Origin of the sequence: Proteiniphilum sp. (assembly GCF_034927365.1) — a bacterium.
Taxonomy (GTDB): Bacteria; Bacteroidota; Bacteroidia; order Bacteroidales; family Dysgonomonadaceae; genus Proteiniphilum.
Genome location: NZ_JAYFQD010000013.1, coordinates 437,497 through 451,639, shown reverse-complemented (window position 1 = coordinate 451,639; position 14,143 = coordinate 437,497). Strand labels below are relative to the sequence as shown.

General features: G+C 44.9%; 10 protein-coding genes. 5 read left to right on the top strand and 5 right to left on the bottom strand.

Going from position 1 to position 14,143, the window contains the following annotated elements:
- The first annotated feature begins 91 nt into the window (after positions 1–91).
- From VB073_RS10765 to VB073_RS10745, 5 genes are all read left to right on the top strand, one after another.
- A complete protein-coding gene (locus VB073_RS10765; RefSeq protein ID WP_323404173.1) occupies positions 92–3,916 on the top strand; it encodes an efflux RND transporter permease subunit in 3,825 nt (1,274 codons plus the stop codon).
- A 13-nt stretch (positions 3,917–3,929) separates the two neighbouring features.
- Complete coding sequence (locus tag VB073_RS10760) at positions 3,930–5,450, top strand: TolC family protein (protein WP_323404172.1); 1,521 nt, start codon at positions 3,930–3,932, stop codon at positions 5,448–5,450.
- A 55-nt stretch (positions 5,451–5,505) separates the two neighbouring features.
- The gene (locus tag VB073_RS10755; RefSeq protein WP_323404171.1) at positions 5,506–7,116 is read left to right on the top strand and encodes an efflux RND transporter periplasmic adaptor subunit; all 1,611 of its coding nucleotides are present in this window, start codon (positions 5,506–5,508) and stop codon (positions 7,114–7,116) included.
- Between the two features lie 83 nt (positions 7,117–7,199).
- The gene (locus tag VB073_RS10750) at positions 7,200–7,583 is read left to right on the top strand and encodes a heavy metal-associated domain-containing protein (protein ID WP_323404170.1); all 384 of its coding nucleotides are present in this window, start codon (positions 7,200–7,202) and stop codon (positions 7,581–7,583) included.
- A 106-nt stretch (positions 7,584–7,689) separates the two neighbouring features.
- Entirely contained in the window at positions 7,690–9,108 is a 1,419-nt protein-coding gene (locus VB073_RS10745; RefSeq protein WP_323404169.1) for a sialate O-acetylesterase, read from the top strand.
- 47 nt (positions 9,109–9,155) lie between these two features.
- On the opposite strand, the gene VB073_RS10740 is transcribed toward VB073_RS10745, so the two are convergent.
- The 5 genes from VB073_RS10740 to VB073_RS10720 form a co-directional block, all read right to left on the bottom strand.
- A complete protein-coding gene (locus tag VB073_RS10740; RefSeq protein ID WP_323404168.1) occupies positions 9,156–9,758 on the bottom strand; it encodes a SagB/ThcOx family dehydrogenase in 603 nt (200 codons plus the stop codon).
- A gap of 72 nt (positions 9,759–9,830) precedes the next feature.
- Positions 9,831–10,832 carry a LacI family DNA-binding transcriptional regulator gene (locus VB073_RS10735; protein ID WP_323404167.1) on the bottom strand — a complete coding sequence of 334 codons (1,002 nt, stop codon included), beginning with the start codon at positions 10,830–10,832 and terminating at the stop codon, positions 9,831–9,833.
- Positions 10,833–10,840: 8 nt separating this feature from the next.
- Positions 10,841–11,704, bottom strand: coding sequence for an ROK family protein (locus VB073_RS10730; protein ID WP_323404166.1), 864 nt, complete (start codon positions 11,702–11,704; stop codon positions 10,841–10,843).
- 53 nt (positions 11,705–11,757) lie between these two features.
- Complete coding sequence (locus VB073_RS10725) at positions 11,758–12,756, bottom strand: glycoside hydrolase family 5 protein (RefSeq protein WP_323404165.1); 999 nt, start codon at positions 12,754–12,756, stop codon at positions 11,758–11,760.
- 20 nt (positions 12,757–12,776) lie between these two features.
- The gene (locus VB073_RS10720) at positions 12,777–14,138 is read right to left on the bottom strand and encodes a glycosyl hydrolase (RefSeq protein WP_323404164.1); all 1,362 of its coding nucleotides are present in this window, start codon (positions 14,136–14,138) and stop codon (positions 12,777–12,779) included.
- Positions 14,139–14,143: the final 5 nt, after the last annotated feature.

Below are 14,143 nucleotides of genomic sequence, written 5' to 3'. Positions count from 1 at the left end.
ATTGGTTGTACCAATAGGGATCAATTAATTGCATAATCATATCTGACAGTGTTCAATCACTGTGAGATATCATCATAAAATCAAATTCACTATGCTCAATAAAATCATTCGATATTTCCTCGAAAACAGAATTATAACGCTACTATTGCTAGTAGGGATCATTGCGTGGGGATTGTCCACCGCTCCTTTCAGTTGGGACGGAGGTATCCTGCCCCGCGATCCTGTACCTGTGGATGCAATCCCCGATATCGGCGATAATCAGCAGATCGTCGCCACCGAATGGATGGGACGCTCACCTAAAGATATTCAGGATCAGATCACCTATCCGCTGACTACTTCCCTGCTGGGTATTCCGGGTGTAAAAACCATCCGCAGTACATCCATGTTCGGCATGTCATTTATCTATATTATCTTCGATGAAGAGATAGAGTTTTACTGGAGCCGTTCACGTATCCTGGAAAAACTCAACTCTCTACCGCCCGGCACCTTACCCGAGGGGGTGCAACCCAGTCTCGGTCCCGATGCCACGGCGCTTGGACAGATTTTCTGGTACACGCTGGAAGGGCGCGACCCGAAGACGGGAAAACCTACAGGTGGATGGGATCCCGAGGAATTGCGTACCATACAGGATTTCTATGTACGATATTCCGTCTCTTCAGCCGAAGGTGTGTCGGAAGTCGCTTCCATCGGTGGATTTATAAAAGAGTACCAGGTAGAGATCAATCCTAATGCCATGCGCGCTTTTGGCGTTTCTATCATGGATATCATGGGAGCCGTACAAAAAAGTAATCTCGATATCGGTGCGGAAACCGTCGAAATCAATAAAGCTGAATACCTGGTACGCGGGCTTGGGTACATTAAAAACGTATCCGACCTCGAAGAGGCGGTAATTACCGTCCGCAACGGAGTTCCGGTAAAAATCAAAGAGGTAGCTTTTGTCAATATTGGCCCAGCCACCCGGCGTGGCGGGCTTGACAAGGAAGGCGTGGAAGCCGTAGGCGGCGTGGTGGTCGCCCGGTACGGTTCGAATCCGCTTGAGGTAATCGACAACGTGAAAAAGAAGATTGATGAAATAGAATCGGGATTGCCTCAAAAGGTCCTTGACGACGGTACGGTATCGAAAGTGACCGTCGTTCCCTTCTACGACCGGTCTGGATTGATACAGGAGACTATCGGCACGCTCGAGGACGACCTCACTCTGGAAATGATTATCAGTGTCATCGTCATCATCATTATCATTGTCAATCTTAGGGCATCGGTCGTGATATCCAGCCTACTCCCTATAGCGGTACTGGCTACTTTTATCGTAATGCGGCTATTACATATTGATGCCAATATCGTTGCTCTCTCAGGGATCGCCATTGCAGTGGGGGTAATGACCGATATCGGTGTTGTCTTTGTGGAGATTGTCATTCAGCACATGGAAAAACCCGAGAACAAGGGTATTACAAAAGGTAAGGCTTTTGTGCAACTGATACATCAGGCTGTGAGCGAGGTTTCCACACCTACCATCGTAGCCATGCTTACCACCATTGTCAGTTTTCTCCCTGTTTTCTTTCTGGAAGCGCAGGAAGGTAAACTCTTCAGACCACTTGCCTATACGAAAACCATTACACTCATATCGGCATTGATCCTGGGTATGACGGTCGTCCCCACCCTAACCTATTATTTCTTTTCGCTGAAGGTATCCTCCAGGAGGATAAGAAAGATACTGAATATCACACTCATCGTCGGCGGTATTTTACTGTTTATCTTCACAGGAATAGGTGCAGCAATCGTACTGCCTTTGTTCGGAATAAATAATTTATATGCCCATCGCTGGAAAAGTAAAAAGATCACCACTTACATTACGGCTGGGATTGCGATCCTCACAGCAACCGTTTTCCTGACCTCTGAATGGTTACCGATGGGTCCTCAAAAGGGTTTTATAATAAATTTCGTGATGGTGATTGTCTTTATCGGTTTGATCCTCGGATTCTTTACGCTACTGATCAATAATTACGAACGGTTGATACGGTGGTGTCTGGCCAATCGGTGGAAATTTATGGTAATCCCGATTTTTACACTCCTGTTCGGGCTCACTATCTGGCTGGGATTCGATTCGATATTCGGTTTTGTCGCAAAGGGATTCGAAACTGTGGGTTGGAAAAAATTCCGTCAGACCGCCTTCTGGCAGATGTCAATCAATAAATTTCCAGGTATAGGTGAAGAATTCATGCCAAGTCTCAACGAAGGTTCCTTTTTGCTTATGCCGACAAGTATGCCCCATACCGGTATTGAGCAAAACCTACAGTTTGTGGAAGCACTCGATAAGCGGATCAATAATATTCCCGAAGTGGAAATGACCGTCGGCAAGTGGGGTCGTGTAAACTCAGCACTCGATCCGGCCCCTACTCAAATGTTCGAAAATGTTATCAATTATCGCCCGGAATATATCCTCGACCAGGATGGCAGGCGTATGCGTTTCAAAACCAACGGTAAAGGACAATATCTGTTGAAAAGCGGATCAACCTACAATCCCGAAGAAGGTTTCCGACTGATTCCGGCAGACAGCCTGATTATCGACAGCAGGGGTGATTATTTCCGGCAATGGCGTCCGGAAATCAAATCGGCCGATGATATATGGCAGGAGATAGTAAACGTGTCGCACCTTCCCGGACTCACCTCGTCCCCCAAACTCCAACCCATCGAAGCCCGGTTGGTAATGCTGCAGACAGGTATGCGCGCACCAATGGGTCTGAAAGTATCAGGACCGAACCTCGAGGCAATTGAGGAAGGAGGAAAGTTGCTTGAAGCCGCATTGAAAGAGATTCCATCCGTTTTACCTTCTACCGTATTTTACGACCGGGCCGTCGGTGCTCCTTACGTGGAAATCGGCCTGAACCGGCAGAATATGGCACGGTACGGCATCACCGTAGCCGACTTGCAGGACGTTATCAGTGCGGCAGTGGGTGGAATGCCCCTAACAACAACTGTGGAAGGACGTGAACGGTTTCCCGTGAGGTTACGCTATCCGCGTGAATTACGGGAGAATCCTGAGGAATTGGGTAACCTGATTATCCCCACTGCTACCGGAGCACAAATTCCACTAAAGGAAGTAGCTGACATCGGATATACCCGGGGTGCCCAGATGATTCAAAGTGAAAATACCTTTCTGATAGGATATGTCATCTTCGATAAAATTGCGGGAAAGGCAGAAGTAGATGTGGTTAAAGAAGCAGACAGAATGCTGAAAGACAAAATAAGCTCGGGTGAACTTCAACTTCCGCAAGGTGTATCCTATACCTTTGCGGGTAATTATGAACAACAGCAGCGTGCAGCCGACCGTTTACTGATACTGATCCCGGTATGTCTAATCCTGATCCTGGTCATTCTCTACTTCCAGTTCAAGACCCTTACAGCATCATTTATCCATTTTTCGGGAGTATTTGTCGCTTTTGCCGGAGGATTTATCTTATTATGGTTGTATGGTGAATCCTGGTTCCTGAATTTCTCAATCGGTGATCTGAATATGCGCGATCTTTTCCAAATGCGCCCGGTCAATTTAAGTATCGCTGTGTGGGTAGGGTTTATCGCATTGTTCGGTATTTCTACGAGCGACGGTGTATTGATGGGGTCGTTTATTCACGATACCTTTCTTGAACGTAATCCGAAAACCAAAGAAGAGATCAGGGAAGCGGTCGTGTACGCAGGCCTACGGCGTGTCCGTCCGGCTGCCATGACCACCGCCGTCACGTTGATCGCCTTGCTGCCTATTCTTACTTCCACGGGAAGAGGATCCGACATCATGGTACCAATCGCCATACCCACTTTCGGAGGAATGTTGATTCAGTCCATGACAATATTCGTTGTGCCTGTGCTTCAATGTTGGTGGCGCGAATCGGCAATTAAAAAACAGGATAGTATTAAAGAGTAAAAATTAACGAGATATGTCCACTTTAAAAATATTTTTCATTGCACTGCTTTTTGTTTCGGTAACAACCGACATAGCATTCGCCCAGACTGATCCATTTACCGTAGACGCGGTCACACGGCAGACACCCGATTCACTTGCCCTCTATCTGGAAATAGCAGCTCGTAACAATCCGGCGGTAAAAGCTGATTTTCTTTCCTATAAGGCATCCCTGGAAAAGATACCACAGGCGGGTGCCTATCCCGATCCTGAACTCGAAATAGGTTTCTTTCTGCAACCGATGGAGATCATGGACGGGCGACAGATTGCCGATTTCACACTGATGCAGATGTTTCCCTGGTTCGGAACGCGCAAAGCAGCACGTACGGAAGCCGAACACATGGCTAATATGGCTTTTGCCCAGTTCAGGGAAACCAGGGATAATCTTTATCTGGAGGTATATACCCAGTGGTTTTTACTTTGTAGTCTGCAGCAACAATTACAAAATAACCGCGAAAACAGGGATTATCTAAAGCAATTGGAGACACTCGCCTTACGAAAGTTTTCCGCTTCCCCGGCAGGAAACACCAGTCCTGGGAGGCGTACGCAGACAACTACGTCAACAGGTTCCACCTCTGCGACTATGGGTAATACGGGGACAGCGGGAAATATGGGTCCCATGGGATCGTCCATGGGAGGGAACCTTTCACAGTCTACCTCTACTTCCGCATCGATGGGTTCCATGGCCTCCGGTACAAACATGCAAAGCATGAACGGTTCTTCCGGCATGTCGGATGTATTACGTATTCAACTGGAGATCGCTGAACTGGAGAACAGTATCGAGAGTATCTCATCTCAGATAGATGCTGAAGCAGCCGCCTTCAACGCTCTGCTGAACAGGCCTGCCAACAACAAGATACAACTGCCCGACTCAATCACTCCGATTCCTTTCTCTTTGGATATCGCTGCAACAACAGATCAGATTAGTCTGAGCAATCCAATGTTGGCAATGATCGATGAAGAAGGGGCGGCTTACAAGGCCAAAGCGGAAATGGATAAAAAGATGAGTTATCCGATGGTAGGGATAGGCCTCCAATATTCCCTAATTGGCAAACGGATGGATATGGGTCACGGAGGACTCCCGATAACAGAAATGAACGGGATGGATATGATCATGCCAATGGTTTCTATCAGCCTACCCATCTATCGCAACAAATATAAGGCACAACAGAAAGAGAGCAGTATCCGTTGGCAGGCTAACCGGCATCAATTAGCCAACACTCAGAACACCTTACAAACGGAACTCTACCGGATCAGGCATTCACTGGATGATGCATCAAGAAAGATCGCCTTATACGAGAAACAATCGCAACTTGCCCGTACCACTTATCATTTGCTGGTACAGGAGTTCGTCTCCGGAAAAAGTGATCTGACGGACGTCATACAAATACAACGTCAATTACTCGATTACCGTTTAAAAAAAGCAGAAGCTATCGCCGACTATAATACGATGGTAGCTTCAGTACAGAAGCTTATTTCATTCAAGAGTAAAGAATAAAGACGCACAATAAACTTTCTCTTTTAATTTTCACTTTTAATGTAAAAGAAATCATATGAACACCAAGATAAAGGAAACATTGAACAATAAATATGTCACATATGGATTAATTCTGCTGGCAGGATTATTTCTGGGTTGGTTGATTTTCCCGGGAGACTCGTCAACAGGCAAAGAAACATCAACAACAGAACACGACCATGATCATGGGGAAGAGATATGGACTTGTTCCATGCACCCTCAGATACGGATGGACAAACCGGGGAAATGTCCCCTTTGTGCCATGGATCTCATCCCTCTGAAAGCAACCGGATCGGGTGATGCCACCATCGATCCGGATGCCATTCAATTAAGCGAGGAAGCAGTGGCTCTGGCCAACATCCAAACAACGATCGTCAGTAGGCAAAATCCTGTAAAGGACATCCGTCTCTACGGAACTATCCAGGTGGACGAACGGCTCTCTCAGTCGCAAACATCCCACGTGGGCGGACGTATCGAGAAGCTGATGGTCAGCTTCACCGGAGAAAGTGTTCGGAAAGGACAAACCATTGCAACAATCTATTCACCGGAGTTGCTAAGTGCGCAGCAAGAGTTATTGGAAGCAGTAAAGATGAAAGAGTTCCAACCCGCATTGTTGGAAGCGGTAAGGGAGAAACTGTCTCTCTGGAAATTATCAGAGGAACAGATAGCCGCAATTGAACGATCGGGAGAGGTCTCCCCCTTGATCGACATAACAGCTAATACCGGAGGTATAGTGGTTTCTAAGAATGTGAATCAGGGAGACTATGTCAGCACCGGAACCATATTGTTCGATATTGCCGATCTCTCGCGAGTATGGGCAGTTTTCGATGCGTACGAATCCGATCTCCCTTTTCTGAAAATAGGCGATAAGCTGGAATATACTTTACAATCGCTCCCGGGAAAATCATTTTCGGGTAAGGTTTCTTTTATCAACCCGATACTTGATCCGAACACACGTACAGCCAAAGTCAGGGTTGAAACAGCAAATCCACGAATGGAACTAATGCCTGGCATGTATGCCGATGCATTTGTCAATGCACCGCTAAAACAGTATAATCACGAAATCGTTATTCCAAAATCGGCAGTATTATGGACCGGGAAGCGTTCAATCATATATGTAAAGCAACCCGGTACCGAAACACCGGGGTTTCTGCTTAGGGAAATAGAGCTCGGACCTTCATTGGGTGACAGCTATGTGGTTCTTTCAGGAATAGAAGATGGCGATGAGATCGTAACAAAAGGAGCGTTCACCATCGATGCAAGTGCCCAGCTTGCGGGAAAACGCAGCATGATGAACAATGAAACAGGCCATGCCATTACCGGACACGAAGGTCATTCCATGCAAGAAGGGAACAATCAGGCACATAAACAGGTACCTGATGGACATGAACATGGAACGATAACTGTACAAGGCCTTTGCGAAATGTGTAAAGACCGCATTGAGAAAACCGCAATGGGCGTGAAAGACGTGTCTTCTGCCTCGTGGGATGGTTCTACAAAACAATTACACCTTCATTTCAATCCAACGCAGACCAGCCTCGACAAAATATCCGAGGCGATTGCCAAAGTGGGACATGACACCGACCGGCACAAGGCAGACCAGAAAGTGTATGACGCTCTGCCCGGATGCTGTAAATACAGGAAGTAAGCAAAATATAACGAACAAAAACATCTCACTTTCGTTAAACAAAAGCAGAATCAGAATTCAATTCACCATAAAAAGAAAATAAAATGAAAAAGTATGTATTATCAGTAGTGGTTGTTGCAACCCTATCATTCGCAGCATGTAACTCAGGCTCCAAGAGCGAAACGGCAACATCACAAACCGAAGTGAAAGCATCAGCACAACAGGATCAGCATGCATCCCTTGCCGTGCAGGGACTTTGTGAAATGTGTAAAGAAAATATCGAGAAGGCCGCAAAAAGTGTTGACGGTGTATCCATGGCCGAATGGAATGCAGAGAAAAAGGAACTTCATCTGCATTTCGATGCACAGAAGACCAGTCTCGATGCTGTCAGCAAAGCCATCGCCAAGGTAGGATATGATACGGATAAGGATAAAGCAGATCAGGCTACTTATGATGCACTACCGGCATGTTGTAAATACAGGGGATAATTTGTAGGAAAATCAAGGTTTTCATAATCCTTACAAAGATTTCCCATATTTTCACCTGCTATTAGGAAAATTCACTAAATTTGCAAGACAGTTAAAACAAAAACAAATGAAACGAATTTTTCTATTACCGCTACTTCTCTCTCTGGGCCTCCTGTTACACGGAAAGCCGGCACTCCCTGAAATCCTAAGCGATGGAATGGTGTTGCAACAGAACAGCAAAGTGAATATATGGGGAAAAGGCGACCGTGGTAAAACAGTAGTAGTGAAACCCAGTTGGAGCGATACCGTTGTACGTGCCAAAGTCGACAACGATGGAAACTGGCTTGCCGTCATAGAGACCCCCGCAGCAAGTTTCACTCCGTGTTCTATTTCAGTTTCCGACGGTGAAGAAGTGGTACTCAAAGATATCCTGATTGGTGAAGTATGGCTGGCATCGGGACAAAGCAATATGGAAATGCCGCTTTACGGGTGGAATAACAATCCCATTCTAAGATCCAATGAAACTATCGCTCTTTCGGGACAATATCCCGCGATACGTTTTGTCACTATTCCCAGGACACAGTCATTTGAACCCCTTGAAAGTGTGGAAGGTCGCTGGCAGGTATGCAATCCGGAAAATTCTCCGGAATTCAGCGCCACAGCATTTTTCTTCGCACAGACACTTCAGGAAGCACTCAATGTACCGGTAGGCATGATTGTCTCCTCCTGGGGAGGATCAAGGGTAGAAGCATGGATTGACCGAGAGACCCTGGAGACATACTCCGATATAAATCTGAATGAAGAGGAAGTCAACAAATTACCCGCCCCCTCCCGCCCATTATTGATGTACAACGGTATGATCCATCCGATCAAGAATTATGTGGTAAACGGTTTTATCTGGTATCAGGGTGAATCAAATGTAGGAGCTCATCAGGTTTATGCCGAACGTCTCCACAATATGGTGAATCTCTGGCGCAAGCAGTGGAATAATACCGATTTGCCGTTTTACTCCGTGGAAATCGCACCTTTTATATATAGCGGTGCCGATAACACCGAGGCCGCTCTCCTGCGCGAGGCCCAGTTCAAATCGCAGAAGCTGATCCCCCACAGTGGAGTGGTCTCTACAAATGATCTGGTAGAACCTCATGAGTTACGCAATATCCATCCCCGGAACAAGACCGATATAGGAAAACGGCTTGCATTCTTGGCACTTAACAAGACCTATGGATTCAACAGGGTGGTAGCACACGGACCGGAATACAGTTCAATGGAGGTTAAAGAGGGGAAGATATTCATCTCTTTCGACCATGCACCGGATGGATTCAACCGCGGAGATGGTATTGAAGGCTTTGAAATCGCCGGTGAAGATGGCGTTTTCCTTCCTGCCGTGGCAAGAGAGAACTGGGGAAAGATAGAAGTATCCCGCGAAGGGCTTGATAAACCGATAGCCGTTCGTTACTGCTTCAAGAACTTCCAGATAGGCAACCTTACAGGTGCACACGAATTACCCGTAGTTCCCTTCAGAACCGACTCATTCGAGAAATAGGAAGTCATTCCTGTTTCCTGGAGTATTATGCAAAAATGGCATACAAATCAATCTGGATACCCGACCGATTGTGTCAATAAAACCTCCTGATTGGCAGGAAGATTGAGTAATTCTCTCAGCGTGCTCTTATCAAAAGAAGCACGTACAACGGCTCCTAATCCTTCGGAAGCACAATACAAGTAGACATTTTGTGCCACAAAACCGCAGTCGATATGTGCTGCTTCCCTATTTGATGCTTTTTCCAGATCGGAAACAAAAATCAAATTGAGAGCCGCATGTGCCACAAAATCCTGTGATCCGGCCTTGACACGGTAATCACCTTTTTTTACCTCTTTCAAAAGATGGTTGCGAGCATCATAGAAATAGACACCGTTCTTCGTCGTCACGTACAATTCCAATTCCTGACGGTTATTCGAAGTTGGCACAGTACGTTTGTCGTCACGGTTAAATCCATTGGCAGCCCATAACAGATCGGACAGTTGCTGAAGGGTTAATTCCTTATCCTGATAAGAACGGATAGACTGTCTCTCGTTTAGTGCCTGCATCAAAGGTTTCCCTCCTACCCTGTCGGGAGCTGGCAATTTGATATCTTGTGCAGATATCGAATAACTCACGGTAAAAAGAACTGACAAAATGATAAATCGATTCATAACAAATAATGTATTAAGACTAGATCACAAATTTAAACAAAAAATTCCAGTAAACAGCCGATAATGAGTAAATCAGGGATGAGAGAGTGATGACCCCCTGATAATTAAATTCGAAGGGAAGATCTTGATAGCATTACGATCATAAGGTTGATTATCACAAACAGAAAGTGCGAATTTACCAATCTCAATACCAATTTCAGTACAGGGACGACCAATCCCGGTGATGGTAGGTGTGGAATATTTACTTTCGGGATCCTCATCGAAACTCACCACAGCCATCTCCCCCGGAATGGATATATTGTATATTTTGGCAATGGAGGTAGCCTGTAAAGCGGATACAAAATTAGGCAGTATCAACGCATCGGGCCTTGGTCTCATATGGATGAAACGGGTAATCACCTCGTAAGTATCTTCCAATGTATGTTCACTGTATATCAGATAGTCAGGATTGAATGCGATATTGTTTTTATTCAACACATCCTTATATGCCTGTACCCTCTCTTTGTATATTGGGCAGTTATAATGCTTTGCTGCAAAAGCTATTCTTCGGTAGCCGGATGAAACGAGATGGTTTGTCAGCATAAAAGAGTCCATATAGTTATCTATCAGGAATTTTGGACTCGCATAATTATAGTTGACCCGGTTGAATAAAATAACCGGAATACCTTTCTTCTCCACATCCGATAAATGAGAAGAATCCTCCGTATCCATACTTTGAGAAATGATAAGGCACTTGATCTGATCCGGATTCAGCTTCGATACGATTTCCCTCTCTATCCGGGAGGAATTGAAGGAGCAGAAAATTGAAAACAGGTATTTATTTTTGATGGTATACTGAATAGTAGACAAGACTTTACTATAAAAAAAATTATCAATCTCGGGCACGATAACAGCTATAGTATGAGCGTTACTCACGGCCCTGATATCGGTATACCCCATCCCCACGGCTGCTGCCATTACTTTTGTTTTGGTTTCAGCACTAATCAGAGAGTTTCCGGCCAACGCACGCGATACAGTAGAAGGGGAGACCTTCAACTTTTCAGCAATATCATATATAGTTACTTTCTTCGACATATTCCTCTTTACTCTTCAAAGCACAATGCAGCCGCTCCGTAGATTGAAATATCGGGCTCGGTAGACTGCAATATCTGTATATGTTTCAATGTGTTCTTATAGATAAACGTTCTTACCGTTTTCATCATCGACTCCTGAAAGTAGTCATACGCCTCCGATAATCGTCCTCCGATGACTATTGCATCCGGATCCAAAGCATACATGACGGTCTTGATTGCATTGCCAAGGTCTACACCAAACATTTCATAGATGGCCAATGCGACCTTATCTTTCTTTTTTGCTCTCTTAAACAACACATCTTCCCTTATACCATATTTTTCTTCAAAATACCGGGTACTGCAATAATATTCATAATCGTGATCGCGGTATGGAATAGAACAGAACTCTCCTGCTCCGGCGTGCCGTCCGGAATAAAGCCTGCCATTGATAATAATCCCCACTCCCATCCCGGTACCGATAGTAATACCGGCAATATTATCGAAATCTTTGGCTACTCCAAAATATTTTTCGCCCAATGCAAAGCAATTGGCATCGTTATTCACAAAGACCGGAATATTAAATCTCTCCTCCAGGATATCCTTCAGGTGCACTTTATTCCAGGAAGGAATATTTGTCGGCTTGAATACTATCCCTTTCTTTACATTTACCAGACTGGGCATTCCCACACCGATTCCTGCTACCGTATCATTATGGACACTCTTTATGGTAGAAATAATTTCGCTGAGAATAAACTCCTCCGATTCATGATTATTGATCTCCCGATGTGTAATATCCGTAACTGTTCCGTTATCTATCCTCGCCACATGAAGATACTTTCCACCAAAAATTACGCCAATGACATTTTTTAATAGTTTCTCCTGATTGAATATCATTTTTTAATCCATAACCTTATCATTCAACAAATATGTTACAAATATACGCATTTTTATCGTCTATCCTGCCATTTACTTCTTACAAGTTGCCGGACTGTAACTCCCCATATTTTTAAGTCACTCTCTTTCCAATGACTTACCGGAGAAGCAGTATCTTTAACCATAGAACAAAGTTCATCCTTATCGGCGATAGACCACATCACATAACTCAACTGATGTTTGTCCATCATTTTCACCCATTGCCCCCACTCTTCCATATCAAACGATTCGGATCCCGAAGCCTGCGTGGCAGCACACTCCGATATAAAGACCGGAATACCTTTATTGAGGGCATATTCTACCCGGTCACGCAAAAACTGCTTATGCGATGCCGAATAAAAATGAACGGTATACATGATATTGTCATATCCCTTGATGGGATCATCGGCAGCCAGATGGACATCCTGAGACCAGTGAGGAGAACCTACCAGGATAATATTTTTCGGATCGATCGCACGAATGGTTTTTATGATCTCTTCAGAGTATGCTTTTACATCTTCCCACGAATCATATTCCGGCTCATTAAATATCTCATAGATAATATTGGGATAGTTTTTATATTTAGTGGCCACCGTTTTGAAAAAATCTTTGGCTTCTTCCGTCCGGATATTATGGCTGTGCCAATCGACAATCACATAAATGCCATCCGCTATCGCCGCATCGATCACCTTATAGAGAAGATGATAACCATTTTCAGGCTTATCGATGAAAGCGCCATCGGGTTCAACACCGATCGCAGCCCTTACAACGGTACAATTCCAGTCTGTAACCAACCACCGTACGGTTCCCTTGTTATAAAACCTCGGCCACCAATTATGCCATCCAAAACTCACACCGTGGAGGGCAGTCACTTTCCCGTGTTGATTCACCATCCGATTACCCTGTACCGATAGTTGACCGTTTAGTTCCACGAAACTTTTTTCTTCCTTTTGTTCATCTGCAGGTTCCTTCGCACAGCTTTGAAAAATTGTCAAAGCAAATCCTAAAACTATAAGGATAATTTTTCTGTTCATATTCTTCTGTTTAATCCTTTCTATTTTTTCAGATCAGGCATCTCATCGCGGGTAACTACCTCATCCATTGCCAATACCTTCTGCCAGTACGCAATATTGGCATGAGTGTGGGTCTGCTTGTCAAACTCGCTACCCGAAATATTTACCGTCCGGTTATAATCATACCAGGGCATCATCCAGGACCATTTCACACCGTTTTCCCATTGTTCGGCAAGATCGGCCGCATTACCAAATTCACTCAAAGCAATGATCTTATTCGGATAAGTTTCTTTCAGCCATTTATATTCTGATGCTAAAATAGCGCTGCTGGTTTTATCATACGCATCACGACCGATAATATCCACATATTTATCTCCCGGATACCAGTCGTGGTCATTGGTTTGCGATGTCCACACCCAGATAAGGTTATTCAACCCTTTCGCCTCGAACGTTTCAAACATCATTATCCACAGCTTTTTACAGGCGTCGGCACCTTTGGCGCCCCACCAGAACCATCTGCCGGAAGCTTCATGCAGCGGACGCCAGATGACCGGTATATTCTTCGTCTTCAGGAGAAGCAGATTATCGGCGATCTTCTCCAGATCGTCTTTTACAATCCGGTTCTCGAATGTACCGGGAACAGTTGCTTTCGACACATCGAAAGAGGTGTCTTTCGTATAGAAATGATATGCCGAACTTCCTTCCGAGGCCGGCACATTCCAGTGCCACATGGCGGCAACCAGACCGTTATTATTCCACCAATTCTCCACGACTTCGATGTTCTCATAATTGATCCAGCTTGCAGGAGATTCGTGCAGGTGAATATAATCGAAACTGTTTAAGGCCGGATATTTCCCTGTATGCCTGTATACCCACTCGGCTTCATTGATGTTCCAGGCTACATTTGCCATCGCTCCGGAAATAATTTTCTTTTCGAAATTTTCGTACAGGAAATCGTAGACCTTCCGCGCTTCGGACGAGGGATTAGTAATCACTAATGCCGGTTTAACAACAGTAGCCGTAGAGAAAGAGAGTGTTATTTCGGAATTCAACCCTCCCGAATCGCGACCTTCCAGTTTTCCGGCAGGTATAATCAGGTTGTACGTTTTACCAGGTTCCAGAGTGACCACTATTTTCAATTCCTTAAGCAAAGCCGAAGCATTTGCCACATCCCCGCCATTAAAGGTGATACCGTGAGGTTTAATCAACTTTATATTTTCTCCGAACGTAAGGATTATCGTCTTTTCCTGAAATGAAACGTTGGTAGCACCGTTTTCAGGAAATGTGGACAAGAATTTCAACGGATCCGCTTTTGGCAGATCCTCTCCTCCGTCATCACCACAATGGGTGAACAGAAAAATCAATGCCAATATCCCTAGAAAAGCAGCGTACGTAGGTTTCATTATGT

Excerpts from the sequence above, each read along its gene's own strand:
- VB073_RS10765 (WP_323404173.1), top strand. The coding sequence starts at position 92 with ATGCTCAATAAAATCATTCGATATTTCCTCGAAAACAGAATTATAACG.
- VB073_RS10760 (WP_323404172.1), top strand. The coding sequence starts at position 3,930 with ATGTCCACTTTAAAAATATTTTTCATTGCACTGCTTTTTGTTTCGGTA.
- VB073_RS10755 (WP_323404171.1), top strand. The coding sequence starts at position 5,506 with ATGAACACCAAGATAAAGGAAACATTGAACAATAAATATGTCACATAT.
- VB073_RS10750 (WP_323404170.1), top strand. The coding sequence starts at position 7,200 with ATGAAAAAGTATGTATTATCAGTAGTGGTTGTTGCAACCCTATCATTC.
- VB073_RS10745 (WP_323404169.1), top strand. The coding sequence starts at position 7,690 with ATGAAACGAATTTTTCTATTACCGCTACTTCTCTCTCTGGGCCTCCTG.
- VB073_RS10740 (WP_323404168.1), bottom strand. The coding sequence starts at position 9,758 with ATGAATCGATTTATCATTTTGTCAGTTCTTTTTACCGTGAGTTATTCG.
- VB073_RS10735 (WP_323404167.1), bottom strand. The coding sequence starts at position 10,832 with ATGTCGAAGAAAGTAACTATATATGATATTGCTGAAAAGTTGAAGGTC.
- VB073_RS10730 (WP_323404166.1), bottom strand. The coding sequence starts at position 11,704 with ATGATATTCAATCAGGAGAAACTATTAAAAAATGTCATTGGCGTAATT.
- VB073_RS10725 (WP_323404165.1), bottom strand. The coding sequence starts at position 12,756 with ATGAACAGAAAAATTATCCTTATAGTTTTAGGATTTGCTTTGACAATT.
- VB073_RS10720 (WP_323404164.1), bottom strand. The coding sequence starts at position 14,138 with ATGAAACCTACGTACGCTGCTTTTCTAGGGATATTGGCATTGATTTTT.